Annotated in this window: 22 protein-coding genes; 10 read left to right on the top strand and 12 right to left on the bottom strand. The window is 66.3% G+C overall.

What is annotated here, in order from left to right:
* Window positions 1-121 precede the first annotated feature (121 nt).
* Both ACZ60G_RS02130 and ACZ60G_RS02125 read right to left on the bottom strand, forming a co-directional pair.
* Window positions 122-1,093: a DUF6542 domain-containing protein gene (locus ACZ60G_RS02130; RefSeq protein ID WP_465806463.1), complete on the bottom strand. Its 972-nt coding sequence runs from the start codon at window positions 1,091-1,093 to the stop codon at window positions 122-124.
* A gap of 56 nt (window positions 1,094-1,149) precedes the next feature.
* Window positions 1,150-2,307, bottom strand: coding sequence for a DNA recombination protein RmuC (locus ACZ60G_RS02125; RefSeq protein WP_465806461.1), 1,158 nt, complete (start codon window positions 2,305-2,307; stop codon window positions 1,150-1,152).
* Between the two features lie 384 nt (window positions 2,308-2,691).
* Between ACZ60G_RS02125 and ACZ60G_RS02120 the strand changes: the two genes are divergently transcribed.
* Complete coding sequence (locus tag ACZ60G_RS02120) at window positions 2,692-3,873, top strand: exonuclease SbcCD subunit D (RefSeq protein ID WP_465806459.1); 1,182 nt, start codon at window positions 2,692-2,694, stop codon at window positions 3,871-3,873.
* Window positions 3,874-4,078: 205 nt separating this feature from the next.
* On the top strand, window positions 4,079-7,411 hold the full coding sequence (locus ACZ60G_RS02115) for an AAA family ATPase (protein ID WP_465806457.1): 3,333 nt from the start codon (window positions 4,079-4,081) through the stop codon (window positions 7,409-7,411).
* A gap of 13 nt (window positions 7,412-7,424) precedes the next feature.
* Here ACZ60G_RS02115 and ACZ60G_RS02110 read toward each other — a convergent pair whose 3' ends face one another.
* The gene (locus tag ACZ60G_RS02110; protein ID WP_465806456.1) at window positions 7,425-9,092 is read right to left on the bottom strand and encodes a serine/threonine-protein kinase; all 1,668 of its coding nucleotides are present in this window, start codon (window positions 9,090-9,092) and stop codon (window positions 7,425-7,427) included.
* Window positions 9,093-9,292: 200 nt separating this feature from the next.
* Here ACZ60G_RS02110 and ACZ60G_RS02105 point away from each other — a divergent pair, with 200 nt between their 5' ends.
* Both ACZ60G_RS02105 and ACZ60G_RS02100 read left to right on the top strand, forming a co-directional pair.
* Window positions 9,293-10,921 (top strand): DNA-3-methyladenine glycosylase 2 family protein, encoded by a 1,629-nt coding sequence (locus ACZ60G_RS02105; RefSeq protein WP_465806454.1) that lies wholly within the window; start codon window positions 9,293-9,295, stop codon window positions 10,919-10,921.
* Window positions 10,918-11,436: a methylated-DNA--[protein]-cysteine S-methyltransferase gene (locus ACZ60G_RS02100; RefSeq protein ID WP_465806452.1), complete on the top strand. Its 519-nt coding sequence runs from the start codon at window positions 10,918-10,920 to the stop codon at window positions 11,434-11,436. Before ACZ60G_RS02105 ends, ACZ60G_RS02100 begins: the two co-directional genes overlap by 4 nt.
* Window positions 11,437-11,445: 9 nt before the next feature.
* On the opposite strand, the gene ACZ60G_RS02095 is transcribed toward ACZ60G_RS02100, so the two are convergent.
* Window positions 11,446-11,709 (bottom strand): YbdD/YjiX family protein, encoded by a 264-nt coding sequence (locus ACZ60G_RS02095; RefSeq protein WP_465806450.1) that lies wholly within the window; start codon window positions 11,707-11,709, stop codon window positions 11,446-11,448.
* A complete protein-coding gene (locus ACZ60G_RS02090) occupies window positions 11,706-14,018 on the bottom strand; it encodes a carbon starvation CstA family protein (protein ID WP_465806448.1) in 2,313 nt (770 codons plus the stop codon). The genes ACZ60G_RS02095 and ACZ60G_RS02090 overlap by 4 nt, the downstream gene beginning before the upstream one ends.
* Before the next feature lie 203 nt (window positions 14,019-14,221).
* Between ACZ60G_RS02090 and ACZ60G_RS02085 the strand changes: the two genes are divergently transcribed.
* The 3 genes from ACZ60G_RS02085 to ACZ60G_RS02075 all read left to right on the top strand — a co-directional run bounded on the left by ACZ60G_RS02085 (window position 14,222) and on the right by ACZ60G_RS02075 (window position 17,339).
* Window positions 14,222-15,514, top strand: coding sequence for an ABC transporter substrate-binding protein (locus ACZ60G_RS02085; RefSeq protein ID WP_465806446.1), 1,293 nt, complete (start codon window positions 14,222-14,224; stop codon window positions 15,512-15,514).
* Window positions 15,511-16,437 (top strand): carbohydrate ABC transporter permease, encoded by a 927-nt coding sequence (locus ACZ60G_RS02080; RefSeq protein ID WP_465806444.1) that lies wholly within the window; start codon window positions 15,511-15,513, stop codon window positions 16,435-16,437. Before ACZ60G_RS02085 ends, ACZ60G_RS02080 begins: the two co-directional genes overlap by 4 nt.
* A 65-nt stretch (window positions 16,438-16,502) precedes the next feature.
* Entirely contained in the window at window positions 16,503-17,339 is an 837-nt protein-coding gene (locus tag ACZ60G_RS02075; protein ID WP_465806751.1) for a carbohydrate ABC transporter permease, read from the top strand.
* A 27-nt stretch (window positions 17,340-17,366) separates the two neighbouring features.
* Here ACZ60G_RS02075 and ACZ60G_RS02070 read toward each other — a convergent pair whose 3' ends face one another.
* Genes ACZ60G_RS02070 through ACZ60G_RS02060 form a run of 3 tightly spaced genes read right to left on the bottom strand, consistent with a single transcriptional unit; the run spans window position 17,367 to window position 19,316 of the window.
* Window positions 17,367-17,795 carry a VOC family protein gene (locus ACZ60G_RS02070; RefSeq protein WP_465806442.1) on the bottom strand — a complete coding sequence of 143 codons (429 nt, stop codon included), beginning with the start codon at window positions 17,793-17,795 and terminating at the stop codon, window positions 17,367-17,369.
* A gap of 10 nt (window positions 17,796-17,805) precedes the next feature.
* Window positions 17,806-18,642 (bottom strand): AraC family transcriptional regulator, encoded by an 837-nt coding sequence (locus ACZ60G_RS02065; protein ID WP_465806440.1) that lies wholly within the window; start codon window positions 18,640-18,642, stop codon window positions 17,806-17,808.
* Between the two features lie 41 nt (window positions 18,643-18,683).
* Window positions 18,684-19,316, bottom strand: a complete 633-nt coding sequence (locus tag ACZ60G_RS02060) for an NAD(P)-dependent oxidoreductase (RefSeq protein WP_465806438.1) — start codon at window positions 19,314-19,316, stop codon at window positions 18,684-18,686.
* Window positions 19,317-19,394: 78 nt separating this feature from the next.
* Between ACZ60G_RS02060 and ACZ60G_RS02055 the strand changes: the two genes are divergently transcribed.
* The 3 genes from ACZ60G_RS02055 (at window position 19,395) to ychF (ending at window position 22,302) form a co-directional block, all read left to right on the top strand.
* The gene (locus tag ACZ60G_RS02055; protein ID WP_465806436.1) at window positions 19,395-19,982 is read left to right on the top strand and encodes a TetR/AcrR family transcriptional regulator; all 588 of its coding nucleotides are present in this window, start codon (window positions 19,395-19,397) and stop codon (window positions 19,980-19,982) included.
* A gap of 115 nt (window positions 19,983-20,097) precedes the next feature.
* Window positions 20,098-21,021, top strand: coding sequence for a quinone oxidoreductase family protein (locus tag ACZ60G_RS02050; RefSeq protein ID WP_465806434.1), 924 nt, complete (start codon window positions 20,098-20,100; stop codon window positions 21,019-21,021).
* Window positions 21,022-21,201: 180 nt separating this feature from the next.
* Window positions 21,202-22,302, top strand: a complete 1,101-nt coding sequence (gene ychF / locus ACZ60G_RS02045; RefSeq protein WP_465806432.1) for a redox-regulated ATPase YchF — start codon at window positions 21,202-21,204, stop codon at window positions 22,300-22,302.
* 451 nt (window positions 22,303-22,753) lie between these two features.
* Here ychF and ACZ60G_RS02040 read toward each other — a convergent pair whose 3' ends face one another.
* The 4 genes from ACZ60G_RS02040 to ACZ60G_RS02025 all read right to left on the bottom strand — a co-directional run bounded on the left by ACZ60G_RS02040 (window position 22,754) and on the right by ACZ60G_RS02025 (window position 25,307).
* Entirely contained in the window at window positions 22,754-23,065 is a 312-nt protein-coding gene (locus tag ACZ60G_RS02040) for a hypothetical protein (RefSeq protein WP_465806430.1), read from the bottom strand.
* A gap of 27 nt (window positions 23,066-23,092) precedes the next feature.
* The gene (locus tag ACZ60G_RS02035) at window positions 23,093-23,653 is read right to left on the bottom strand and encodes a dihydrofolate reductase family protein (RefSeq protein ID WP_465806429.1); all 561 of its coding nucleotides are present in this window, start codon (window positions 23,651-23,653) and stop codon (window positions 23,093-23,095) included.
* Between the two features lie 432 nt (window positions 23,654-24,085).
* Window positions 24,086-24,688 carry a dihydrofolate reductase family protein gene (locus ACZ60G_RS02030; RefSeq protein WP_465806427.1) on the bottom strand — a complete coding sequence of 201 codons (603 nt, stop codon included), beginning with the start codon at window positions 24,686-24,688 and terminating at the stop codon, window positions 24,086-24,088.
* 205 nt (window positions 24,689-24,893) lie between these two features.
* The gene (locus ACZ60G_RS02025) at window positions 24,894-25,307 is read right to left on the bottom strand and encodes a hypothetical protein (RefSeq protein ID WP_465806426.1); all 414 of its coding nucleotides are present in this window, start codon (window positions 25,305-25,307) and stop codon (window positions 24,894-24,896) included.
* Between the last annotated feature and the right edge of the window lie 64 nt (window positions 25,308-25,371).

The following is a 25,371-nucleotide window of genomic DNA, read 5'->3' as shown; positions in this document are numbered from 1 at the left end:
GTTTTCGCCCGTCGCCAGTATTTCGCTGCGGTCGGTGTTTGCGTTCTCGAGAGTTTGTCGAGGGTAGTCGAATGGTGGCTGTGGGTGAAGTTTGGAGCCGCCATTCGACTACCCTCGATGGCTAGAGGCTTTCTGGCCGGCGTCGCTCGGTTCGGCTCGAATCGCGTTCGCGATAGCGCACATTGGGCTGTGGATGGGGCGGTGCCTCGCCTCGCCTTCTTGCCGCGGTGCGGCTCGGATCGCCCTCTGCCCGGGGGGCCGCCGATCGGGCGGCCCGTGTCGTATCGCCTTCGCCTCGAGCGGCTGACACCGATCGTGCGGCTCGTGTCGGTTCGGCCTCGCCCCGAGCCGCTGCCGCAGTGGGACGGGTGCTCGATCGGCGCTCGCGACTCGGGCGTTCGTCACTCCGTGCGCTCTTCGCGTCGCCGACGCGTGGCGGGGTGTCCGCTACTTCCGAACTACCGCGCCGACTCGGTCGCGGCAGATGCAGATCGGTATCGAGGTCGGAGGTATCGACCTGGGGGCGGCGGGTGCGGCGGCGCGCGGCATCGGCGCGCGAGCCGTCGTCGGTGCGCTCCGACCTGGTGCGTTTGGCTGCGTTGCCGCGGCCCCAACTGGTGCCGCGACGGGATTCGTCGGCGCGGCCGGCGGCCTCCTCACGCCTGTGTAGCAGGATCCGCCCGGCGCCGATCGCCCCCACCAGCACGGTGGCCAGCGCCATGATCGGGAACCGGTTCACCAGCGGGATCGCCAGATTCAGCAGGATGTCCTTGAGGCCGGTCGAAGCGCCATCGGTGAGCTGCTGATAAGCCAGCGGCACCGCGACGAACAGCAACAGTGGTGGCAGCACCATCGTCGTGAAGAGTCCGCGATAGCGAACGGCGAGCACTGCCGCGACGCAGCCGAGGACGTACAACGTGTTGAACGTCGCGGTCAGCTCGTTATTCTCGCCGTGGGCATCGATCAGGAACCCCAAAAACGTGCACGCCACCGCGATCAGTACCGCCGCCCCGGCCGGAATCCCCGGCACCGAGGGCAGGATCGAACGATGCGGCGCGGGCACCCGGGTTCGCACACGTTGGGAAGCAGCCACACCATGACACTAACTGCCGCCGTGCGCGGCGGCGTTACGGCACGGCCGTCGCAGGGCTAATCGTCGGCGTCGGCGAAGCCGACCGCCCGCGGCAATGAATCGACCCGATGGATTGCCGGCACCTCCTGCTCGGCTATTTCAAGATCGTGGAGTTTGCGTGCGGTGACCATTACCCGCGACTCGACCGAGGCGACGGTGTAGTTGAAAGCGTCTACGGCTTTACCGAGTTGCGCGCCGAGGCGGTCCAGATGTCGGCCGGTCATGCCGAGCCGGTTGTAGAGCTCGCGACCCAATTGCTGAACGGTAGCCATATCGCGGGACAGAGCTTCCTGCCGCCAGCCGAAGGCGACTGTGCGCAGCAACGCGATCAAAGTCGTCGGAGTAGCGAGGATCACGTTGCGGCCGAACGCGTACTCGAGCAGGCCCGAGTCGGTGGTGAGTGCGGCATCGAGGAATGGATCGCCCGGTACGAACAGCACCACGAACTCCGGCGCGGGATCGAAGGCCAGCCAATAGGCCTTATCGGCCAGCTGATCGATATGGGCACGCAGATGTTTGGCATGGCGGCCGAGCAGTTCGGCGCGCGCGTCCGGGTCGTCGGTCGTGGTGGCGTCGAGATAGGCGGTGAACGGCACCTTGGCGTCGACCACGATCTGCCTGCCGCCTGCGAGATTGACCACAAGGTCCGGCCGCACCATGCCGGTGCGTTCGGTAGCCCCGTCGCTGCGCGCCGCCCGGCTCACCTGGGTGTCGAAATCGCAGTGCCGGGTCATGCCCGCCAGTTCCACCACCCGCTCCAATTGGATCTCGCCCCAGCGACCGCGCACCTGCGGTGCGCGCAGTGCGGCGACAAGCTGACTTGTTTGGCTGGTGAGCTGATGTGACGTGCGCTGCATCCCGGCGACTTGTTCGCGCAGACTCGAATAGGCGTTGATCCGGTGATGTTCGACCTGCTGGATGTGCTGGTTCAGCGTGCCGACGGCCTCGCGCAGCGGATCTACCATCGCGCCGATGGCGTGCGAATGTCGGCGTGCCGCATCCTCATTCGCCGCGGTGAGCGATTGCCGCAGTAGCCGCTCATTGTCGGTGGCTGCGGCCAGTCTCGCCTCCGCGGCCGTCGCGCGCTGCCCGGCGCGCGCGGCATGCCCGAGCCAGCCGAGCCCTACCCCGGCCGCGAACACCAGCATCAGTGCGACGAGCATCGGTGCGGTCATAGCGCAGATAGTGCCGCATGGCACCGACAAGTTCGAAACCCGCGAGCTATCGGACAGCAGTTCGTCGACAAATAGCTGGAGCCCGCGGATTCGTACAGGGCAGCCGACCGCCAACCCGCGCGCAGCAAACAACGTGGTTGGGTCGCGCATCCTGCATTGGCGACCACAACGGAGCGAGTCTTACGAGCAACCCGTTCGCGGCCCGTCTCGCGTCCGAGTCGTCGAAGCGCATGCGACGTAGTCGCGAGTCTCGACGGCACCGCTAGCGACTGCTTGCAGGTCGCTCGAAATGGTCGGACGCGAGACACCGGGGGCCGCGAATACGCCGCGCCCGCGCGGCCAAATTGTTGAGTGTGTCGGTGCGATCGCCTACGGTTTCGCGGCATGCGGATGCTGCACACCTCGGACTGGCACATCGGGCGCACATTCCATGGGGTCGATCTGCTCGCCGATCAGGCCGCCGCGCTCGCGGCCATTGCCGAATTGGTGGCCGCGGAATCCGTTGACGTCGTCGTACTGCCGGGGGACGTGTACGACCGATCCATTCCCAGCGCCGACGCGATCGCGGTGTGTATCCAGGGATTCGAGGCGATCCGCGCGGCCGGAGCGCAGATCGTGGCGACCTCCGGCAATCACGATTCGCCGACGCGGCTCGGCGCCGGTGCGAGTTTCGCGGCAGCGGGCGGGCTGCATCTGCGCACGACGGTCGCCGCTGCCGATCAGCCGGTGCTGCTGTCCGACGAGCACGGCGCGATCGCCTTTTACGGCATCCCGTACCTCGAGCCGGAAATCACTCGCGCCGAACTCGGTGTGCCGCAGGCGCGTTCGCATGCGGACATCCTGGACGCGGCAATGCGCCGGATCCGGGCCGATATCGCCGAGCGTCCCGGCACCCGCACCGTGGTACTCGCCCATGCCTTCGTGGTCGGTGGCGAGGCGACCGGTTCCGAGCGTTCGATTTCGGTCGGCGGCGTGGAGACGGTGCCGCTGTCGGCATTCGACGGCATCGACTATGTGGCACTCGGCCATCTGCATTCACCGCAGGCGCTCTCGGAATCGGTGCGCTATTCCGGTTCCCCGCTGCCGTATTCGTTCGCCGAGACCTCGCATCGCAAGGCGGTATGGCTCGTCGATCTGGACGCCGCCGGCCTGCATTCGGTACAGCGCCGCGACCTCCCGCTCGTGCGCGGCCTGAGCCGCCTCAGCGGTACCCTCGACGAATTGCTCAGCGACGCGGCCTATTCCGAGGCCGAGGCGCACTACGTCTCGGCGACGCTCACCGACTACGCCCGCCCCGTCGACGCCATGCGCAAACTGCGCGACCGCTTCCCGCATGCGGTGCACGTGGAATGGTCGCGCCCGGAAGGCAACCCGGAACTGCGCTACCGTGAACGCGTGCACGGACGCCGCGATACCGAAGTAGCGCAGAGCTTCCTCACCGACGTCCGCGGCGAACCAACCCCGGGTGAAATGGCCTGGCTGGAACGGGCACTCGCCGCGGCGATACGCGAACCCGACCGGGAGGTGCCCGCAGCGGTCACGCTTGCCGGGGAACTGTCCGCATGAGGCACCATCGTGCGCTCAGCCAGGTCGCCAGCGGACACCGCTTCAGAGAATCCGTGCCGAACCCCCTTCGCGGCATGGGCTATCGAGACAACCTTGCCGCAGGCGTGGGTTCTTGCAGCAGGGGCGCGCTCGGTGGATGTTTTCTGGTTCGCCGGACGACGCTCCGCATGCCCGCGACGTCGACTGCGCCCGACGGGAGCGGTGGATGAGGCTGCACCGGCTGGAGATGACCGCATTCGGTCCGTTCGCCGAGACCACGGTTGTCGACTTCGACGCGCTCGGCGCGGACGGGCTGTTTCTGCTGCACGGGCAGACCGGAGCCGGAAAGACGACGGTGCTGGATGCGATCGCATTCGCGTTGTACGGCAGCGTGCCCGGCGCACGTGGCGAGAGCAAGCGCCTGCATTCCGATCATGCCGACGAGCAGACGCCGCCCCGGGTCGTGCTGGAGGCGACGCTGGGTGGGCGGCGAGTGCGGTTGACGCGCTCGCCGGAATTCCAGCGGCCGAGCAAACGGGCCAAAAGCGGCTGGGTCAAAGAGAATGCCGCAGCGACGCTGGAATGGTTGGACGGGCGCGGCGCGAATCTCGCTCGCCTGACCGATATCGGCGACGAGATCATCCGCCTGCTCGGCATGAGCGCGGACCAGTTCTTCCAAGTCGTGCTGTTGCCCCAGGGTGATTTCGCGCGATTTCTGCGCGCGGAGAACGAGGAGCGCGAGAAGCTTCTCGAAAAGCTCTTCGACACCGAACGTTTCGGCAGTGCCGAGCAGTGGTTGGCAGACAAGCGCCGGGCCTCGACCGCGGACGTGGAGTCGCGCAAGCAGGGCATCGATCGGTTGATCGCACAGGTCGCGGTGGCGGCGGGGGAGACGGCGGCCGAAACCGTCGGGCCACTCGAGGCAGTTGGCTGGTCGCAAGATCTGCTCGCGACCGCACGTGCGGCACTCACCACGACCGCAGCGGAAGCCGAACGGTGCCAACAGGAATCGGTGCGCATCAGGTCCCGTGCCGAGGAGCAACGCCGCCTGCACGAACTGCGCCGCCGCATGACCGCGGCCCGCGAGCGGCTCGACGAATACGCGGCCGCCGCCGACCACCGCGCCGATCTGCAGGCCGAACTCGAATCGGCTCGCCGTGCCGCGCCGGTCGCCGAGGCCATCGATGATGCTCGCGCGGCGGTAATGCACGCCAGGCGCAAGTCGGACGAAACCCACCGCATCGCGGCACGATTGGCCGCACTGCTCGCCCAGCCCGCTGGCGCGGATGTCGCGGGTAAATCGCTGATCACGGTCGAACGCGGGCCGGACGGAAAGCCGATCGTCGTCGCCGACGCGGATGTCGATGCGGCCATTCGACGGTGGAGCGCCCAGATCGGCGCGCTCGACGAGGTGAGCGCCGATGCGACCACCGCGACTCGGCTCACCTCCGAACTGGCCACGCTGCGCGATGAGGACACCGCACTCACCGGCCGCGTGGACAAGCTGACCCGAATGCGTCAGCAACTGCCCGAATCGATCGCCACCATCGAGGCCCGGCTGCGCGAAACCACCGAGGCCGCGGCCAAACTGCCCACTCTGACGGCCGAATGCGAACGCCTGCAGGCAGCAGCGATGGCGGCGGTCGAACTCGCCGGTCGCAGAACAAGTCTCGATCACGCCCGGATCGAATTGGAGTCTGCCCGCGCGGCGCACCTCGATGCCAAGGAACGCGTACTCGACCTGCGTGAACGCAGGCTGGCCGGGATGGCCGCCGAACTCGCCGGGCAACTGCTCGACGGGGAGCCGTGCACGGTATGCGGCTCGGCCGACCACCCCGCACCGGCTCGCGCCGCGGCCAGCGCGGTATCGAAGGACGCCGAGGATGCGGCGGCCACCGCCGAGCGCGCGGCCGAGGACGCCCGCGACCGGGTGCTGGCCCGAATCACCGATCTGGAACGCGAAATCGACGCGCTGATCGCCCGCGGCGGCGATGCCGACCGCGTCGAACTGGCCGCCGCCCTGCGCGCCGCGACCGACCGCTACGAAGACGCCGCCGAACTCGCCACCCTCTCCGACAGCCTCACCGCCGAACTGTCCCGCCTGCGCACCGACGAATCGCGCCTGCACGACGAACTCCGCGAATCCGACACCCGCCGCAGCACCGTCACCACCCGCATCGCCGCCGCCACCGCGCGCCTCACCGAACTCACCGACCGCCTGCGCACCGCCGCGGGCGCCGACGAAACCATCGACCGCCGTCGCACCCGCCTCGACACCCTGATCGGCGACGCCACCGCCCTCCGCGACGCACGCAATGACGAGTCGACCGCAATCGAGCAGGTCACCGTGATCGCGGACCGGGTCGAAAGCCTTGCGCTGGCAGCGGGTTTCGTCATCGAGCAGGCTGAGAACTCCGTCGCGACCGGACCGGGGGCAACGCCCGGCCGGGCGGCTGGTTCGAATGCTTCACAGGTCGCCGATCCACGCGGCGCGGCCAGCGGAAATGCGGTCACCGATGCCGATGCCGATGCCGATGCCGATGCCGATGCCGATGGTGCTGGTGCTGGTGCTGGTGCTGACACGGTCTCCAATTCGACCGAGAGGCGCGTCGATAATGCGGAGACCATCGGGGGCGCAGTCGGTTCGAGGTCAGCCGAAGACGGTACGCAACCGCGCGACGACGTGGCCTTGTTGACGGCATATGCGCGAGTAGTCACCGCCGCCTCGCGAACCACGCAGCGGCAGAACGAGATCGAAGCGAAATTGGTGGCCGCGGATCGGGCTCGCGCGCATGCCGAGGCGGTCCTCGCGGAGCCGGAGATCCAAGCCGCCGCCTCGACCGAACCCGGCGATCTCGATGAGTTGGAGTCGGCCGTCGCCGCCGCGCAGACCCAGCTGAACGCAGCCGTCGCCGCGCATGCGGAGGCCACTCGGCGGGTGAACCTGCTGGAGGATTTGGGCGGTCAGCTGTGGGCAGCGGTCGATCGGATCGCCCCGGTGCAGCGCGCCCACGAGGAACTGGCGGCGCTCGCGGAGGTGGTGGCGGGTCGAGGCGAGAACAATCGCCGAATGTCGTTGCGCTCCTATGTACTTGCCGCCCGGCTGGAGGAGGTGGCATTGGCGGGTTCGGTTCGTCTGCGCCGGATGTCGGGCGGCCGCTACGAATTCGTGCACTCCGACAAGGCGGGCCCACGCGGTCGTCGCGGTGGCCTCGGCCTCGATATCCGCGACGACTACACCGGCGCCGTCCGCCCCGCCAAAACCCTCTCCGGTGGCGAATCCTTCATGGCCGCACTCTCGTTGGCTCTCGGCCTCGCCGATACCGTGGCGGCCGAATCCGGCGGCGTGGTGCTCGACACCATCTTCATCGATGAGGGTTTCGGCGGCCTCGATGCCGACACCCTCGACGCGGTCATGGGCGTTCTCGACGAACTGCGCGCGGGCGGGCGCGTGGTCGGCGTGGTCAGCCACGTCGACGAAATGCGCCAGCGTATTCCGAGCCGCCTGCACGTCATCCGTGGTCGAGCGGGCTCCCAGCTGCGCACCACCGTCGCCTGAGCGCACGTGCTGATCACTGCGTGGCCATCGTGACAACTGCGCTTTTCGGGCCGCCCACCAGGATCCAGCCGTGCGCGATGACCGCGACCCACCACAGCAGCACAATGACCTCGAACCACAGAGCTCGGGCAAAGCAGGCGAGGAGGGCGACCAGCCCGATCGTGATCGCCGTGGTAGTAATGGCCAGGTAACGTCGCCGCAGCAGCAAGTACCCGATGCCGGGCATCGACGCGTTGCCGAGTGCGACCGCGAGCGGGTCACGGGGCCGGGCTACCTGCATCGTTCGATTCGGTTCGGTGAGCTGATCCCTGGTCAGCCCGGGGACCGGCTCGTGGCCGCAGGCGCGGGCATACTTCTCATCCGAGAGGCGCGCCCGAACGCGCCCGATCACATCCGCTACCCGCCGATCGGTCCAGCCCGCATCCGGTCGCAGCGTATGCAGCAGTGCGGCGGCTTCCTTCCAGGTCCACGGCTGCGGCCAGCGCTCCTGGTAGAGGTAGGGCTGGCCGAGCGCGACGAGCGCCAACTTCTCGTCCGCATCCAGCGGCCACGGCTCGGGCTTCGCGGTGACATGCTCATGGCGCGGCGCGGGCAGATCGCCGTCGACGCCGGTCACGTAGACCTCGAGCAGGTGTTCCCGATTGTGCGACCCGCGAATGAACATCGGGGTGTAGCCGGTGCCGAGCGGGAACGGTTCCTCGCCTTCGAACACCAGCCGGGCCCGCGGCAATCGAATGGGTACGCCGCCGGTGTTGTCGAGCTGCCAGCGGTTCCACCGGTAGGTCAGCGTTCCGTGCACGCGGCTGATCCGCAGATCGTCCCCGCCGACACCGACATCCACCTCCCCGACATTGCGGCCGAACTCGATGAAGTTCCCGTCGTCTGGCGTGCCGTGGACCCCGCCCGCCGTCGACAGCACCGAGATCGTGCCCGGCGCGGTACCGACGGCTCCTCTCGCCAATCCGTGACCCGACGGGGACATCGGATACACGCCTTTGCGTCTCGGCTTTCCCTGCGGCACAACGGCCTCCTCATGGCTGGTCTGGTCCGGATCCGGACGGCGCTGCCGTTCCGTCACCGCGAGCAGTGCGGCCGCGAGTGCGTAGACATCCGATTTGGGACCGGCCGGACCACCCGCCGTGACCTCTGGTGCCAGATACCGCCATTTGCCACGCGCGATATCCGGTGTGTCACCGGTGCCCGCATTGCGCAGGTCGAGCGAGCTGCCGAAGTCGGTCAGCCAGGCGTCGCCGTCGTCGGCGAGGATGATGTTCTCCGGGGAGATATCGCAGTGCGGGATGCCGCGATCGTGGCAGTGTGCGAGCGCGCTCGCGATCTGCTCGCCGACTACTGCCGCCCGGGCCGGGCCGAGTTTGCGTTGTTCGCGCGCTACCTCGGCGAGCGAATAGCCCGGCACATATTCCGTTACCAGCCAGCACACATCGTCGTGTTCGAAGATGTCGTACACGCCGATGATGTGCTGATGTCGCAGGGCTGCCGCATTGCGCGCGGCGGTGCGCAGCCGCTGGGCGCTGTCCGGATCGTCCGGGCGCGGACATTTGAGCACGACGTCGCGGCCGAGGTCCTCATCCGTCGCCCGCCAGGCCATACCCTCGCCGCCGAGCTTGAACAGCTCCCGCAGCGTGTACCGGCCCGCGATGCGGTCTCCGACGCCAACCATGCGCCCGCCCTCGTAATTCGGCCCATATCCCGATATTCCGGCCCAAATCTCGCGAACGCAGTCTAGCGCTCAGCGCTACATTCCGTTGTGCTGCTCGGCAATTCGCGCTCACCGCTTTCTGCTCCGGTCGGTCTCGTCCGCGGGTACCACCGGGGTTTGTGGCGGATTTCCGCTAGCGCCAGGTGTGGGTTGCTGCCATTGTGGATTGGGTGACGATCACGGCTTTGGATTTCGAACGCTGCTATCGGGCGGTATCGACCCGGGACTCCCGATTCGACGGCCAGTTCTTCACCGCGGTGCGAACGACCGGAATCTATTGCCGCCCTTCCTGCCCAGCGATTACGCCGAAGCCCACGAATGTGACGTTCCTGCCGACGGCCGCGGCCGCGCAGCAGGCCGGATACCGGGCCTGTCGCCGCTGTCTGCCCGATGCCGCACCCGGATCACCGCTGTGGAATACCCGCGCCGATCTGGCCGCACGGGCGATGCGACTCATCGGGGACGGCGTCATCGAGCGCGGCGGCGTGCCCGCACTGGCCGCCACGCTGGGCTATTCGCAGCGCCAGGTGACCCGGGTGCTCACCACCGAACTGGGTGCCGGTCCGCTGGCGCTGGCCAGGGCGCATCGCGCGCACACCGCGCGGCTGCTGATCCAGACCACCAATATGCCGATGTCCGATATCGCCTTCGCGGCCGGATTCGCCAGCATTCGCCAGTTCAACGACACCGTCCGCGAGGTATTCGCGGTCAGTCCGACCACCATGCGCACCGAGGCGCAGCGGGTGACCCGCTCCGGCGGCCAGCTGGTGCCCGCCACCAATGGATCGCTGACGCTGCGGCTGCCTTTCCGGGAGCCGCTGGACCGCGGCTGGCTCGAATGGTTCCTCTCCTCGCATGTCGTGCCGGGCATGGAGCTATGGGAGGACCGCGCCTACACCCGGAGCCTGCGCACCCCGCACGGACATGCGACCACGCGGCTGAGTTTCCAACGCGATCACGTGCGCGCCGAACTGTCCCTGCACGATATGCGCGACCTCGCACCGACCGTCGCACGGCTGCGGCATCTGCTGGACCTGGACGCGGACCCGGTCGGCATCGATGAGGCGCTCGGCGTGGTGTCCGCCGATACCGACGTCATCGAGACGTCGGGACGAGATCTCCCGGACGCCGGTGCGGCACCGGCCGACCATCCCTTCAATGTCGGTGCGGCCACCGTCCGCCGTGGCCGAGCCCGCCCGCCGTTCACTCCCGGTATCCGGGTGCCCGGTGCGCTCGATGGTCCAGAGTTATTGCTGCGCACCATGATCGGGCAGCAGATTTCGGTATCCGCCGCCGCGACCCACACTGCTCGACTGGTCGAGGCGCTCGGCGAGCCGATCGACGGACCGGTCGCACGGCTGTTCCCGACACCGGCCGCGATCGCCGAACGCGGGGCCGAGGTATTGACCGGCCCGGCGCGGCGGATCCGCTCGATTATCGGCGTGGCCTCGGCTCTCGCCTCCGGCGATCTGGTGCTGCACCAGGGCCGCACCGCCGCCGACCTGCGCCGCGACCTGTTGGCGCTGGAAGGTGTCGGACCGTGGACCGCCGACTATGTGACCATGCGACTGCTCGCCGATCCGGATGTGCTGCTCGACACCGATCTCGTTGTCCGCCAGGGCGCCACCCTCCTCGGCGTCGATCTCACCGATACCGCGCGCTGGGCCCCGTGGCGTTCGTATCTATCCATGCACCTGTGGAAGGCCGCGCTCGCCGGTCGCAAGGCCGCACCGCCGAAAGCAACCGCGACGAATGCCGTCGCCGCACCGAAAGCGAAAACCCGATCGTGACAACAGAGTTCGCGACATCCGGCACTCCTATCGGCCCGTTCACCGCACTTGTCGATGCGGACGGTGCCGTGCTCGCCTCCGGCTGGACCGACGACGCCGAGAACTTGCGGCAGTTGATCCACCTGAGTCTGCGGCCCGGCGAGCTACGCGGGCGTGCCGACCTCGGCGCGGTGACCCGCGCGGTCACCGCCTACCATCGCGGCGAGTTGACCGCCATCGACGCGATCGAGGTGCGTCAGCAATCCGGCGAATTCCTCATGCACGCATGGGAAGTGCTGCGCAAAATCCCGGCGGGCGATCCGGTCACCTATACCGAATACGCCGCCATCTCCGGCCGTCCCGACGCCACCCGGGCGGCCGCCAATGCCTGCGCCCGCAATGCCGCAGCGCTTTTCGTGCCGTGCCACCGGGTTCTGCGCATCGGGGGAGCGCTCGGCGGGTTCCGTTGGGGGCTGCCGGTCAAGCGTTGGCTGTTGGATCACGAGCGTGGCGAAGCTCAGTCGACCGTCGAATAGCCGGATCGTTCAGCAGCAACGATTCTGCGGATTGGTATCCGCATCCGCGTGCCTGCGCCGCCAATACTCGCGCTCCGACGGAATCTCGCAACCGGGGTGATTGCGCTGCAGATGGTCAACATAGCGCTGGTAATCCTGGCCGCCGAGCACCGCGTTGAACCATGAACCGAATGCGCGAACCCTTGCCGCACCGGCACTTCCGACCACCCGCAGACGCCGAATGACGGCCGGTCGAGGTGACCGGCCGTCATTCGGCTGCGCCGCTGCGGTCAATGTGCTGATGTTTCCGCCGTCGCGCCCTTGGTATGTGCGGCGCCAGGTGCCCGGACCTGCCCCGATTCGATCAGGGCATCCCATTCCTTCTGCACCGCTTTCTCTTCCGCGGTGGCGATGAAGCCGCGCGGCGCGAAGATCTTCGACGGTTCGTCCGGCGTTTCACTGCTCGGTCCGCCGCCTGCCCGCCAGGCACGCAAGCAGACCACCACACCGACGACCGCGACGACCAGCACCAACACCGCGAAGATGATCGACAGCGTGCCCTGGATGAACGTGTTGCGCACGACCTTGTCCATATCGTCGGCAGTCTTGGCCGGTGCCAACAACTTTCCGGCATCGCGGGCGGCACTGTAGTTATCGTGCTGCTTCCAGTAACCGATCTTCGGATCGGCGGAGAAGATCTTCTGCCAGGACGCCGTCATCGTCACGATCAGATCCCAGATCAGCGGCAGCGCGGGAATCCACGCCCACTTCACCAGGCCCTTCTTGATCAGAATGGTCAGCACGACGGTGAGTGCGATCGCGGCCAGCAGCTGGTTGGAGATGCCGAACAGCGGGTAGAGCGTGTAGATGCCGCCGAGTGGATCGGTGACACCCATCAGCAGCACCGAACCCCAGGCCGCGACCACAATGGCCGAGCACAGCCACGCACCGGGCCGCCACGACGGATCCTTGAACTTCTTCGCCGGACCGCCGAGATTGCCGAGCGAATCCGAGAGCATGAAACGCGCGACGCGGGTACCGGCGTCGATGGTGGTGAGGATGAACAGCGCCTCGAACATGATCGCGAAGTGGTACCAGAACGCTTTGAGCCCGGAGCCGCCGAGGAATCCGGACATCACCTGGGACATACCGATCGCCAGCGTCGGCGCGCCACCGGTGCGCGAGATGATGCTGGTCTCGCCGACATCCTTGGCGGTCTGGGTCAACTCACCCGCGGTGATCGGATCACCGCTCAGGCCAAGGGAGTTGGTGTATGCGGCGGCCTTCTCGGCGGTACCGCCGGTGAGACCCGCGCCCGCGTTCATGGCGAAGTACAGGTGCTGGTCGATGATGCTCGCGGTGATCATCGCCATGATCGCGACGAACGACTCCATCAGCATGCCGCCGTAGCCGATCATCCGCGCATGCGACTGCTTCTCCAGCAGTTTGGGTGTGGTGCCGGAGGAGACCAAGGCGTGGAATCCGGACAGCGCACCACATGCGATGGTGATGAAAAGGAACGGGAACAGGCTGCCCGCGAAGGACGGACCGTTGCTGTTGTGCGCGAACTGCGATACCGCGGGCGCCTTCAGCACCGGCATGGTGAACACGATGCCGAGCGCGAGCAGGCCGATGGTGCCGATCTTCATGAACGTCGACAGGTAATCGCGCGGTGCGAGCAGCAACCACACCGGCAGTACCGAGGCGATGAAACCGTAGACGATCAGCAGCCAGGCGATGGTGGTGCCGGACAGCGTGAACAGGTCACGGCCCCAACCGGATTCGGAAACCCAACGGCCGGAGATGATGACGAACAGCAGCAGTGCGAAGCCGATGACCGATACCTCGCCGACCCGGCCCGGCCGCACGAAGCGCAGGTAAAGGCCCATGAACAGGGCGATCGGGATGGTCATGCCGATGGAGAACACACCCCACGGGCTGCCGCCGTGCAATGCGCCGTCCGGACCCTTGACCGCGGCGAGCGCCTGCACGACCACGATGCCGAGCACCGCGAGCAGGATCATCATGATCACCAGCACGGCAACGATCGCGGCGACACCGCCGATCGGCCCGAGTTCGTCGCGGGCCATCTGCCCGAGGCTGCGCCCACGGCGCTTCGACGAGGCCCACAGCACCAGGTAGTCCTGCACGGCGCCGGCGAGGACAACGCCGACGATGATCCAGATGGTGCCCGGCAGATAACCCATCTGCGCGGCCAGCACCGGTCCGACCAGTGGACCGGCGCCCGCGATGGCGGCGAAGTGGTGCCCGAAGAGCACCCGCCGGTCCATCGGCATGTAGTCCTTGCCGTTCTCCAATTCCTCAGCGGGCGTGGCCACATCGTCGCGCGGCTTGGTGATCCGGTATTCGATCAGCCTGGCGTAGAACTGGTAGGCGGTCACATAGGTACAGACCGCCGCGATCACGATCCACACCGCGTTCACGTTCTCACCGCGGGAGATGGCGAGTACGGCCCAGGCTATCGCTCCGACGACCGCGATCGCCCCGAAGATCGCCTTCTTCCGTGGCGTGATCGGGGAGTGATCGACCACCCCGACGGGCGGCAGATCGGGATCCGTCCGCAAATATTCGATTGTCGCCATCCGCTTACTCTCCTGAAAAACGCGCAGGATCCTGCTCAAACATCTGACAACGTATCCGATCGGTGATGTCGATCGGGCTCGTTTCCGATCGGCTTTGGACAACGTTAAGTTTTGTTCGTGTGTCGGCCATCACGTCGGTGTTGCCGAACGTATGCTGCCATGCGATTCCGCCAAGCTCCACACCCGCCTGGAGGAGGGCCTCGTTGCGCAGGCGCACGCTGCTCGGTTCGGTGCTGGCCGCGCCGCTGCTCGCCACCACCGGCTGCGGATCCGATGACGACGCGCTGACCTTCTTCTTTCAGGCCAGGCCGGAGGAGGCGCGGGTCCGGCTGAAGATCATCGACGAGTTCCAGCGCCGGCATCCGGAGATCCGGATCCGCACCATCATGTCCGGGCCGGATCCGCTGCAGCAGATGCTGACCTACTGTGCCGGCGGCAAATGCCCCGATGTCATGATGGCGTGGGAGTTGCTTTATGCCGGACTCGCCGAACGCGGGGTGCTGCTGGATCTGCGCACGCTGCTCGATCGGGAGCCCGAATACGCTGCCGCACTGCGTGCCGACAGTTATCCGGCGCTCTACGACACCTTCACCTATGGCGGTGGGCAGTACGCGCTGCCGGAACAGTGGTCGGGGGTGTTTCTCTACTACAACCGGGAGTTGTTCGCCGAAGCCGGAGTGACCGCGCCGACCCGGTGGCGGGATGCCTGGACTTTCGCCGAATTCCTTGATGCCGCAAGGGCACTCACGCGGCATGAGTCATCCGAGCGGAACCGGCAGTGGGGCTTTGCCGACGCCTGGGTGCCGTATTTCTCGGCCGCGTGTTTCGGTATGAACAACGGGGCGGAGTGGTTCTCGCCGTCGGTGGATCCGACCAGGACCAATCTCGGTGATCCACGGTTCGCCGAGGGGTTTCAGTTCTATGCCGATCTCGCGGTTCGCCACCGGGTCGCACCGAAAGTTGCTGACCAGCAGTCGGTTTCGGCACCGGACCTGTTCCGTCGTGGACGCGCGGCGATGGCGATGGGCGGGCATTGGCTGTATTCCGAGTTCGCCGGACAGGATGGTCTGCCCATTGATGTCACGGTGTTGCCGGTCGGGCCGCATGGTGGCCCGGGGGCGATTACGGATGTGGGGAGCACGGGGTTGTCGATTGCCGCGGATAGTCCGCGCATCGAACAAGCGTGGGAATTCGTGAAATTCGCGACCGGTCCGGTGGGACAGGCCATTATCGCCGCCTCCGGACTCTTTGTGCCGGTGCTGAAATCCGCAATGGGCTCTGCCGGATTCGCGGACGCGCATCGCGAGATACGCAACCTCCAGGTGTTCACCGAGGGGCCGGAGAATTCGCGGGCGCTGCCGGTTACTCCGGTGTGGGGCAAGGTTTCCGCTTTGCTCGAGCGCGGCGGCAACCGGGTGCTACGCGGTGCCGCAACGGCTGAATCGGTGAGCGCGTCCCTGACCGCCGATATCAATACCCTGCTGGAATCCTCATGAAACTGATCGGTAGCCGGATGCGTGCGCCACACGAGCGAGGGCGGCTCGAGCGGCGGCGTGAGCGGGCGGGCTGGGTCTTCGTGGCGCCGAATCTGGCGGCGGTGCTGGTGTTCTTGCTGCTTCCGCTCGGAGTTTCGTTGTATCTGAGTCTGCACTCGTGGGACTTGTTCAGTGCGCCACGGTTCGTGGGGATGTCGAACTATCGGCGGCTGTTCGTGTCGGATCCGTTGTTCCTCATCGCATTACGCAATACGGCGGTGTTCACCCTGTTGACGTTGGTGCCGACGGTGGTGATCGGGCTCGCGGTTGCGGCGGTGCTCAATCGAAAGTTGGCCGGTATCGGTATCTTTCGAACCATCGCGTTCCTGCCGCTGGTCGCCTCGACCGTGGCCATGGCGGTGGTGTGGCGCTTCATCTTCACCACCGATGACGGGCTGCTCAACATCATGCTCGGCTGGGTCGGCATCGATCCGGTGCCGTGGCTGACCGACCCGGACTGGGCGCTGGTCTCGCTGAGCATTGTGACCGTATGGAAGAGCGTGCCTTTCGCGACGGTCATCCTGCTGGCTGCGATGCAGGGCGTGCCCGAGACGCTGTACGAGGCGGCGCGCATCGACGGTGCGGGAGCGCTGCGGCGCTTCTGGTCGGTGACACTGCCGTTGATTCGCGGGCCACTGTCGTTCGTCTTCGTCATCACCATCATCAACTCGGTGCAGGCCTTCGATCAGGCCTATGCCTTGACCGGCGGCAACGGCGGGCCGGAGACCGGGACCTATCTGCTCGGAATCATGTTGTTCCAGAACGCCTTCGGGTTCTACGAGGTTGGCTATGCGGCGGCGCTGGCCTGGGTGATCTTCGCGATCCTGCTGGTGCTGACGCTATTGCAGCTGCGGTTCGCGCGCCGGGCGGAGGTGGAATTGTGAATGCGTACGAGGCGGTTCGGTCGCTTCCGGTGCGGATCGGTGTGCGGGCACGCAGTACCGGCCGGGTGGACCGGGCCATTCTGCGCCGGACGCTGCGCGGCGTCCTGATCTATGTGGCGCTCGTCGGTGTCGCCTGGTGTGCGCTGTTTCCGATTCTGTGGGCATTGTCGGGTTCGTTGAAGCGCGATGGTGAGATCACCGAGCCGACACTGGTCCCCGCTCGTCCGCAGTGGTCGAACTACGGGAAGGTCTTCGACCTGCTGCCGCTGGGGCGGATGCTGCTCAATACCGCGTTCTATGCGTTGTGTGTCACAGCGGGGCAGGTCTTCTTCTGTTCGCTGGCCGGATATGCGTTCGCGCGCTTGCGATTTCGCGGACGCGATGTACTTTTCCTCGCCTACCTCGGCACGCTGATGGTGCCGTTGACGGTTACCGTGATTCCGCAATTCCTGATCATGCGTGCCTTCGGCTGGGTGGACACGCCGTGGGCGATGATCGTCCCCGGCCTGTTCGGCAGCGCATTCGGCACCTATCTGATGCGCCAGTTCTTCCGAACCTTGCCCGCCGAACTCGAGGAGGCGGCGATCGTCGACGGGTGCACGACCTGGCAGGTGTTCTGGCGAGTCTTGTTGCCGCACACTCGTCCTGGGCTCATGGTGCTGGGGGTGCTGACCTGGATCGCGGTCTGGAACGACTTCCTGTGGCCGCTGATCATGATCCAGCGCAACGACATCGCCACCGCCACATTGGGTTTGGTGCGCCTGCAAGGCCAGTACCACACGCAATGGCCGATTCTCATGGCCGCGGCGGTGGTCATCCTGCTGCCGCTGGTGGTCGTCTACGCGATCGCGCAGCGGGCGTTCGTGCGCGGTATCGCGGCCTCGGGTCTGGGCGGGCGTTGACGGCCGCGCTGATGGCGGCCGTCGCTATTACTCGCCCCAATAGGTGCCGAAGCTCCAGAGGTTGCCTTCCGGATCACGAACGGTGAAGCCGCGCGAACCGTAGTCCTCATCGCGCAGGCCACGCACCACCTCCGCGCCCGCCGCCACCGCGCGGTCATGCAGGGCGTCGGGTTCTGCGCAGACGAGGTAGATCGAATCGGTGCCCGGCCCGCGCTCACAGAACGGGTTGTCGCCCTTGCCGATAGAACTGAACATGATGCCGCCGCCGAGCGGCCAGCGCAGCTGACCGTGCTCGATGAACGACGGATCGTCCTCCCTCGCGTAGAGCGCAACCTCCTCGAAGCCGAATGTGCTGGTCAGGAAGGCCACCGCCGCGCGAGCGTCGGTGAAATTGAGGCACGGCCATACGGCGGTGCGAGTTGCTGTGGTCTGTGGTGAATCCGTTGGTGTCGTCATGAATCCAGCCTCACCCGCCGGACTCCTCTGGGTCTTGTACAGATGGAATCTCCTCCGCGAGCCATGCGGTCGGGCTGCAACCGGCGAGTTCCGCGAAGTCGCGGTCGAGGTGGGCCTGGTCGTAGTATCCGCAGGTCGCGGCCACCTGCGCGATCGTCACAAAGGACGGCGTGTGTCCGATCATCCGCCTGGCGCGTTCGAAGCGGGCGATCCGAGCGGCGAGCTTGGGACCGAGCCCGAACTCGGCGCCGAAGCGTCGGGCCAGATGTTGACGGCTCCAACCGATCTCCTCGGCGAGCGGGCCGATCTGCGCCGCACCATCGGATTCGACCAAAGTGCGCCAGGCCCAAGTCAATTCGGGCGTCACCAGGCGATCATGACAGGCCAACCTGGTCAATACCCGATCGCAGGCGGCGAACCGCTCCGGCCAGGACGACAGCTCCTGCAATTCCTCCCACAGCTGCCGCCCGACCGGCCCCGCCACCTCGGCGCATTCCACCGAGGTGTTCCACAGCGCACTCGCGGGCATCCCGAACAGGGCGCGGCTCCCGAGCGGCGTCAACTCGATCCCGATCCCCTCCTGATAACCGTTGTGCGAGATAACCGCCGAACTGGCCTGCAACCCACTCAGCACACACCGGTAATCCTGCGGCGACTGCCGCGAATCCGTCTGCGTCACAACGTCGATACTCGGTCCGATCGACACGATGAACGTCATATGCCGCGACGGCAGCCCCCGATGCAACCCGGGCGCGAACCCGCTCAGTCGATACCCGAGGTACCCATCGATGAACGCCGCGAGCGCAGGTGCCGGACGTGCCGTCACCACTTCGGTGGTCGGCTCCATGCCCGGAACGCTACGCTGCCGATCGGCTATCGCAAGGCGAGTCAGCCGGCGACGTTGATGTGGTGGTGGATCGACTGCGGATCCGCCGCCAGCTCGAGCAGGCAGGCGGCCAGGTCCTCGCGGCTGATCCGGATGCCGAACGTCACGTTGCGATCGACCGCGGTTCGGTAGGAACCCTTCGCCGGACGGTCGGTGAGCTGCGGTGCTCGCACGATGGTCCAATCCAGTTCGGTGTCCCGCGTCGCCTGCTCGGCAGCGGCCATATCGTCGAGGCTGTGCCGCAGCAGCGGACGCAGAACGAGCGGCTTCACCACGAAACGAGTGCACCAATCGTCGCCCGGCCCAGCGATTCTCGCGCTATTGCTGATCAGAATCAATCGTCGCACGGCCACCGATGCCATGGCCTCGGTGATGGCGAGTGCGGCATCGGTGGCGACCGTCGTCGGGCCCTTGTTCCGTGACCCGATGGTGTCGAGCACGGCATCGGCGCTTCGGATGGCCGTCTCGATGTCATCGGGATTCATGACGTCGGCCTTGATCACGCGCAGTTGTGGGTGATCCGCGAATGGGTGCTGACCGCGCACAACGGCGGTCACCTCATGTCTGGCGGCGAGTGCCTGGCGCACGAGGTGTCCGCCGGTGCGGCCGGTCGCTCCGAAGATCGTGAGTCGCATGTCTATCCCATCAGGTTGGTGAGTATTTACTAACCTAGAATGGGTGAGTACTTACTAACCTGTCAACCTGGAGGCCGCATGGGCACGCGTGACCAGATTCTCGACGCCGCGGCAGAAATCATGCGCAACCGTGGCGTCGTCGAGGCGACGACCAAGGAGATCGCCAAGGCGGCGGGCTACTCCGAGGCCGCGCTCTACAAGCACTTCAGCGATAAAGAGGACCTGATCCTGAACGTCCTCCAACACCGCATGCCCGGCCCCGCCGCGACCCGATCCGAACCAGGTTCGGCCACGATCGAAGCGAACCTTGCCGCCCTTGCCCGTGCCGCCCTGGCCTTCTACCAGCAGTCCCTGCCCCTCCTCGGCGGACTACTCGCACAACCCAAACGCATGGCGGCACATCGCGACTCGATGCGTCGGCACGGTGCAGGTCCCGGCCACGCCATCGCCGGAATCGCTGCTTATCTGAGTGCCGAACAGCAACTCGGCCGACTCGGTTCCGAAGCCGATGTCGAAACCGCAGCTGCGCTCCTCGACGGCACCTGCTTCCACCAGGCCTTTCTGCGGTTCTACGAGGAGGGACCCGATGCGACTGCCGCCCCGGACGAGTTCGCCGACAGCCTGGCCCGGACGCTCGTGCGCGGGCTCGGATCATCCGACGAGTAGCGCCTCTCTCCCGTTCGGCCGCGGCGGTGAGATTTCGCACTCGGCGCGGTAAATAGGTAAGGGTTGTCGCAGCGTCGGGCTACCTTTACCCCTCCTAAGGATTTTTGGAGGTGTGATGCGGCGGGTGCAATACCAGCGCAGCGGTGGTCCGGAGGTACTCGAGGTGGTGTCGGCCGAGGTGCCGACGCCGGGCCCCGGGGAACTGCTGGTCCGGGTCGAAGCGGTTGGTGTGACACTGCCGGTGGTTCGCAAGGTGCGTGAGCCGCGGGAACCGATCGCGCTGGGTGGCGAGGTTGCGGGCGAGGTGGTCGCGGTCGGTGAGGGCGTGACCAGCTGTATGCCCGGCTACCGCGTCACCGGTCTGGTCTTCGGCCACGGTTATGCCGACTACGCGCTGCTCTCCGCCGCGATGGCCTCGCCGATTCCCGACGGCGCTTCAGCCGTCGATGCGGTCGCACTGGTCCGCAGCGGTTTGGTCGCACTCGGTGCGCTCGATGCCGCGAATCCCAAGCCGGACGAGTCTGCCCTGATCACGGCCGCCGCCAGTGGTGTCGGCCACCTCGCCCTGCAATTGGCGCGGGTGCGCGGGGCTGCGCGCGTGGTGGCGGCGGTCTCCGACCTCGCCAAGGTCGACTTCCTCCGTGGCCTCGGCGCTGACGAAGTCGTCGCTTACGACCAGGAATCCTGGGGCGAGCCCGTCGACTACGTCCTCGACGCCGTCGGCGGGGAGCTCCTCACCCCGGCCATCGCGGCACTGGCTCCTGGTGGCCGACTCGTCGCATACAGCTCGGGCGGCGGCACCATCCAGGCCTACGACCTGCTCGTCGGTGCGAAGTCTGTTATCGGCTTCCAAATGGCCCGCATCGCCCGCAACTCCCCGGACCTGTACGAACACTGGCGCCAAGAACTCTGGCAGTACTTCGCATCCGGTCTACTCCACCCGGTCGTCCACGCGGAATTCCCGCTGGAAGACGCCGCCGAGGCCCACGCCGTCATCGAGAACCGCTCGAACCTCGGCAAGGTGATCCTGATTCCCTGACGCAATCAGCATGCGTGCGTAACGCATGAGAGCGAGTCCTGCGAAGGCCGCTCGCTCGGCCGCTGCCGAAGGGGTGCGTCCTGCCGCGTAGACTCTGTTCCTCGTGAGCGAGTGTGCGAGCGAACCATCCAACACAGCGTCTGAGACGTACGCGGCTGCCGAGCGAAGCGAGGTAGCCGCGTGAGTCTCACCCTCGGAATCGTCGGCCTGCCCAACGTCGGAAAGTCGACGCTGTTCAATGCGCTGACCAAGAACGACGTGCTGGCGGCGAACTACCCGTTCGCGACCATCGAGCCGAACGTCGGGGTGGTTCCCCTGCCCGACCCGCGACTGGACAAGCTGGCCGAGATCTTCGGCTCCCAGCGCATCCTGCCCGCCACGGTGTCGTTCGTCGACATCGCGGGCATCGTGAAGGGCGCATCCGAGGGCGCCGGACTCGGCAACAAGTTCCTCGCCAATATCCGCGAGGCCGATGCCATCTGCCAGGTGGTACGGGTCTTCGCCGACGATGATGTGGTGCACGTCGACGGGCGCGTCGACCCGCTCGCCGATATCGAGGTGATCGAAACCGAGCTGATCATCGCCGATATGCAGACCCTGGAAAAGGCGATCCCGCGGCTGGAGAAGGAAGCCAAGGTCAAAAAGGACCGCAAGCCGCTGCTCGACGCGGCCAAGGCCGCCCAGGAAGTTCTCGACAGCGGCAAAACCCTGTACTCCGCCCGCGCCCAACTGGACGGCGAACTGCTGAAAGAACTTTCGCTGCTCACCACCAAGCCGTTCCTCTACGTCTTCAATGCCGACGAGTCGGTGCTCACCGACGAGGCGAAGGTTACCGAGCTGAAAGCCGCTGTCGCACCAGCGGATTCGGTCTTCCTCGACGCCAAGGTCGAAGCCGAACTCCTCGAACTCGACGACGAATCCGCCCTCGAACTCCTCGAATCCATCGGCCAGACCGAACCCGGCCTGCACGCCTTGGCCCGCACCGGCTTCCACACCCTGGGCCTGCAGACCTACCTCACCGCAGGTCCGAAAGAGGCCCGCGCCTGGACAATCCACCAGGGCGACACCGCCCCCAAGGCCGCCGGTGTAATCCACACCGACTTCGAACGCGGCTTCATCAAGGCCGAAGTAGTCGCCTACGACGACCTCATCGCCGCCGGCTCCATGGCCGCCGCCAAGGCCGCAGGCAAGGTCCGCATGGAAGGCAAGGACTACGTCATGAGCGATGGCGACGTAGTCGAGTTCCGTAGCGGAGTAGCCTCACCGTCGAAGAACAAGTAGCGTTTGAGGGCTGGTGAGAGGCTCGAGAGCCAGCTGAGCCTCGTCCGGTTGCCGGGCGGGGCTCAACAGACGCCGATACGCCGCGGCCGTGCATCGCCCGCGCGCTTTTGCGAACTCGGCATTTCCTCGGAGCAGATCGGGCACAGAGTATGCCGGCTTCGCGGCCGAAGCGTCGATGGCGTGGCCTGGTCATGGTCGGAACTGCGCGTCGACCTCGATATGTATTCCAGCTGCGTCTCGTAGCCGGTAGGCGTAGCGCCGGTGTCCGACTTGGACAACCCCGGCCAGGTCCGTAGCCGCGCTGACAATCTGACCCGCCCTCACCGCCGAGAAGGCCCGCCAGCTACGCGAGCGCGCCGCCGCCCGTGAACGGAAGTCCTTGCTGGCCAAGGAGTTCGGCATCGGCAGGAAACCGTGTACAGCTACTTGCGGACCCCGGCCGCTGCAGGTGTCACTGGCTGAGCCGGGCACGGAGTCGGATACGGAACTGGCCGAGGTCGTGGTTGGTGAACCGGTAGCCGGACTCGACAGTGCCACCGGCACGCGCTGGCGTCTCGGCCAGGGGCTCGCTGACCGCCCGGCGGACTGCAGCGGGATCGAACCCTTCCCGGCCCAGCAACGCCGCGGTTTCGTCGGCGATTCGGCCGGGAATAGCCATAATCCTGGCCGGAGTCGATGCGCGTACGTCGTCGTCGAGATCGGCTCTGCTGATTGCTCGTGCGCGGATGTCGTCATAGGACCGCTCAGCGGGCGGGTTGATCAAGCCGGTGTGTAGTCCTTGCCGACCGCCTCAGGGCAGGACGCGGTAACGGATGTGGGTTGCCTGCGGTGTGTCGATCACCCGCACGACCTCCAACTCGACCTCTGCCGGTAACACGTCGAACATCCTGTGGCCGCGACCGAGGAGCACCGGGATCACGTGGATCTGCACCTCGTCCAGGACGCCGGCCTCGATCGCACGTTGCGCCGTGTACGCGCCACGCACCTGCACGTCGCGCTCGCCCGCGGCGGCCTTCGCCTGCGCCATCGCGCTCTCGATCCCGTCGTTCACGTACGTCACCAACGGATAGCCCCACCGCGCGGCCGGGCTCGGTGGGCGGTGACTGGGCACGAAGATCGGCAGGCCGTTGTGGGAGCCGCCCCAGTGATCCATGAGCTCGGCCGTGCGCCGTCCGGACAGCACTGCGCCGGCAGCGTTCCATTCGTCCTCGAATTCTCGGGTCGGCCCCGACTCACCGCTGGAACCGGCCCATCGGTGCAGCCGCTCGCCGTCCTCACCGCCGAGGAAGTCGTCGGGATCGGCGATGTAGCCGTCGAGGGACATCGACATGTCGAGTACCGATGCGGACACTGCAACCTCCTGAGGTGTGAACACTTGCTTCTGGGACAGCCCGTCTTGGCAAACTGCTGTACCGGATCAGTCTGTTCGTCACGGAACAGGCCTCGCATCGGACGAAAGGATGTGTGCTCAGCGACCTTCGGATATTTCGGCGTCGTGGACGAGGATGGCGATCTGCATGCGCCGACCGGAACTCGAGCGACTTGCTTTGCGTCGGGCTTTGGGGTGCAAGGGTTGCGGCCTTGGTGCCCTGGCAGTCAGCGGCCTCGTAGACTTCAGTGTCTGACTCCGCTGTCATCGCGCGCCTGCCCAGGTAATCGTGATGATCTCGTCAGAATCGGTGGCACGCATCGCTGCCACGCGGGCACCCACAACAAAGCGGGCAAGGAACGTCGCGAGTGCGGCTGATGCCCTGGCGGCCTCGGACCACCAGCCGGAGTCAAGCTACTTACGTACCACGTAGCGCAGATGAAGGACGCCTGGATCCTCCAGCGTGCGCACCAGATCGAGTTCGATGTGTTCGGGTGGGAGCCCGTCGAACAGCCGTCGACCTTGGCCGAGCAGGACAGGTCGAAGCTGGATGTCGATTATGTCCAGTACTCCTGCCTTCAGTGCCTCTTGTCCGGTGTAGGCGCCGTGCATCATCACGTCCCGGTCCCCGGCGGCCCGCTTGGCTTGTTCCACACAGGAGGCGATGCCATCAGTGACGTATCGAACCTGCTCGTGGGGGTTTCGTTCCGGTGGCTGGTGCGTCGGTACGAAGATCGGCACTCCGTTGTGGTGATCCCCGTCCCAGTAGCCGGCGAAGTCGCCTGTCCGTTTACCTGTAATCACGGCGCCGGTTGCCATGGCTTCGTCGAACACGACTTGGCTGTTGGGATGTTTGGGTCGGAATGCGTTGACTCCTTCCGCGCCGGGCTCGGCGCCGCCGTCGAGCCAGTTCATCAGGCGCATACCGTTGGTGCCTGCCGGGTTCTCGGCGTTGTCGTCGGGTCCGGTGATGAACCCGTCCAATGACATTGCCATGGTCAGAAATACTTGGGACATTCTTTTACCCACATCGTTATTGAGCGATCGGTATTCGGGTGGTGAGTTGTGTGAAATACGCCAACGTGGGCGATCCTGCGACCGGGCACATTGTCTTCCCGATGCGGGCGGTCCCGTCGCAGTCAATGCGCCCCCACGCGTGGCGTTGTCCGGAGGTCTGTAGGCCGGCACCAGCCTGCACAATCGGCGATTCGGCCGATCAGGCCTACGTGTCATGGACCGGCGATGACCGCCATGTGTCCAGGGCGGTGGCCCAGGCCTCGTTGTCGTTGGACTCCATGAACTCTCTGCGGTCGATGAGCAGATAGATCTCGCCGACCGTGGTCGTGGTCGCCAAGATAAGCGGTTTGCCGGAGTTGAGCAGGCCACCGATGAATCGGCCGTAGAGATCGGTGTACTCACGGGTTATCCCAGCCAGATCGTTGCGCCGTATCACCAGGTCACTTCCATCGCTGTGCCATGGCGACAGGGTCAGCGCGTGCTCGGTGAGAGCGATCTGCCCACGATGGCGGAACAAGGCCTTCTGGCTGACCATTCCGGCGGCTTTGTCCGCAGTCGTATTGGCGTGCAGATCGGTGGCGGTGGCACCGACGTAACTGCCTGCCTTGAGCACGGTCATGAGCGAATTCCTTTCGGCCGACGGACTGCTGTACCGGATCAGTCTGTTCGTCACGGAGCAGGCC

Source organism: Nocardia sp. NPDC102475 (assembly GCF_055584605.1).
The sequence above is the reverse complement of the archived record's forward strand: the minus strand, read 5'-3'. Positions and strand labels throughout refer to the sequence as shown.

What these genes read in the sequence shown, in the direction of transcription:
- ACZ60G_RS02070 (WP_465806442.1), bottom strand. Translation starts at nt 17,795, where the DNA reads ATGACGACACCAACGGATTCACCACAGACCACAGCAACTCGCACCGCC.
- ACZ60G_RS02055 (WP_465806436.1), top strand. Translation starts at nt 19,395, where the DNA reads ATGGGCACGCGTGACCAGATTCTCGACGCCGCGGCAGAAATCATGCGC.
- ACZ60G_RS02050 (WP_465806434.1), top strand. Translation starts at nt 20,098, where the DNA reads ATGCGGCGGGTGCAATACCAGCGCAGCGGTGGTCCGGAGGTACTCGAG.
- ACZ60G_RS02065 (WP_465806440.1), bottom strand. Translation starts at nt 18,642, where the DNA reads ATGGAGCCGACCACCGAAGTGGTGACGGCACGTCCGGCACCTGCGCTC.
- ACZ60G_RS02060 (WP_465806438.1), bottom strand. Translation starts at nt 19,316, where the DNA reads ATGCGACTCACGATCTTCGGAGCGACCGGCCGCACCGGCGGACACCTC.
- ACZ60G_RS02025 (WP_465806426.1), bottom strand. Translation starts at nt 25,307, where the DNA reads ATGACCGTGCTCAAGGCAGGCAGTTACGTCGGTGCCACCGCCACCGAT.
- ACZ60G_RS02120 (WP_465806459.1), top strand. Translation starts at nt 2,692, where the DNA reads ATGCGGATGCTGCACACCTCGGACTGGCACATCGGGCGCACATTCCAT.
- ACZ60G_RS02125 (WP_465806461.1), bottom strand. Translation starts at nt 2,307, where the DNA reads ATGACCGCACCGATGCTCGTCGCACTGATGCTGGTGTTCGCGGCCGGG.
- ACZ60G_RS02115 (WP_465806457.1), top strand. Translation starts at nt 4,079, where the DNA reads ATGAGGCTGCACCGGCTGGAGATGACCGCATTCGGTCCGTTCGCCGAG.
- ACZ60G_RS02080 (WP_465806444.1), top strand. Translation starts at nt 15,511, where the DNA reads ATGAAACTGATCGGTAGCCGGATGCGTGCGCCACACGAGCGAGGGCGG.
- ACZ60G_RS02090 (WP_465806448.1), bottom strand. Translation starts at nt 14,018, where the DNA reads ATGGCGACAATCGAATATTTGCGGACGGATCCCGATCTGCCGCCCGTC.
- ACZ60G_RS02030 (WP_465806427.1), bottom strand. Translation starts at nt 24,688, where the DNA reads ATGTCCCAAGTATTTCTGACCATGGCAATGTCATTGGACGGGTTCATC.
- ACZ60G_RS02110 (WP_465806456.1), bottom strand. Translation starts at nt 9,092, where the DNA reads ATGGTTGGCGTCGGAGACCGCATCGCGGGCCGGTACACGCTGCGGGAG.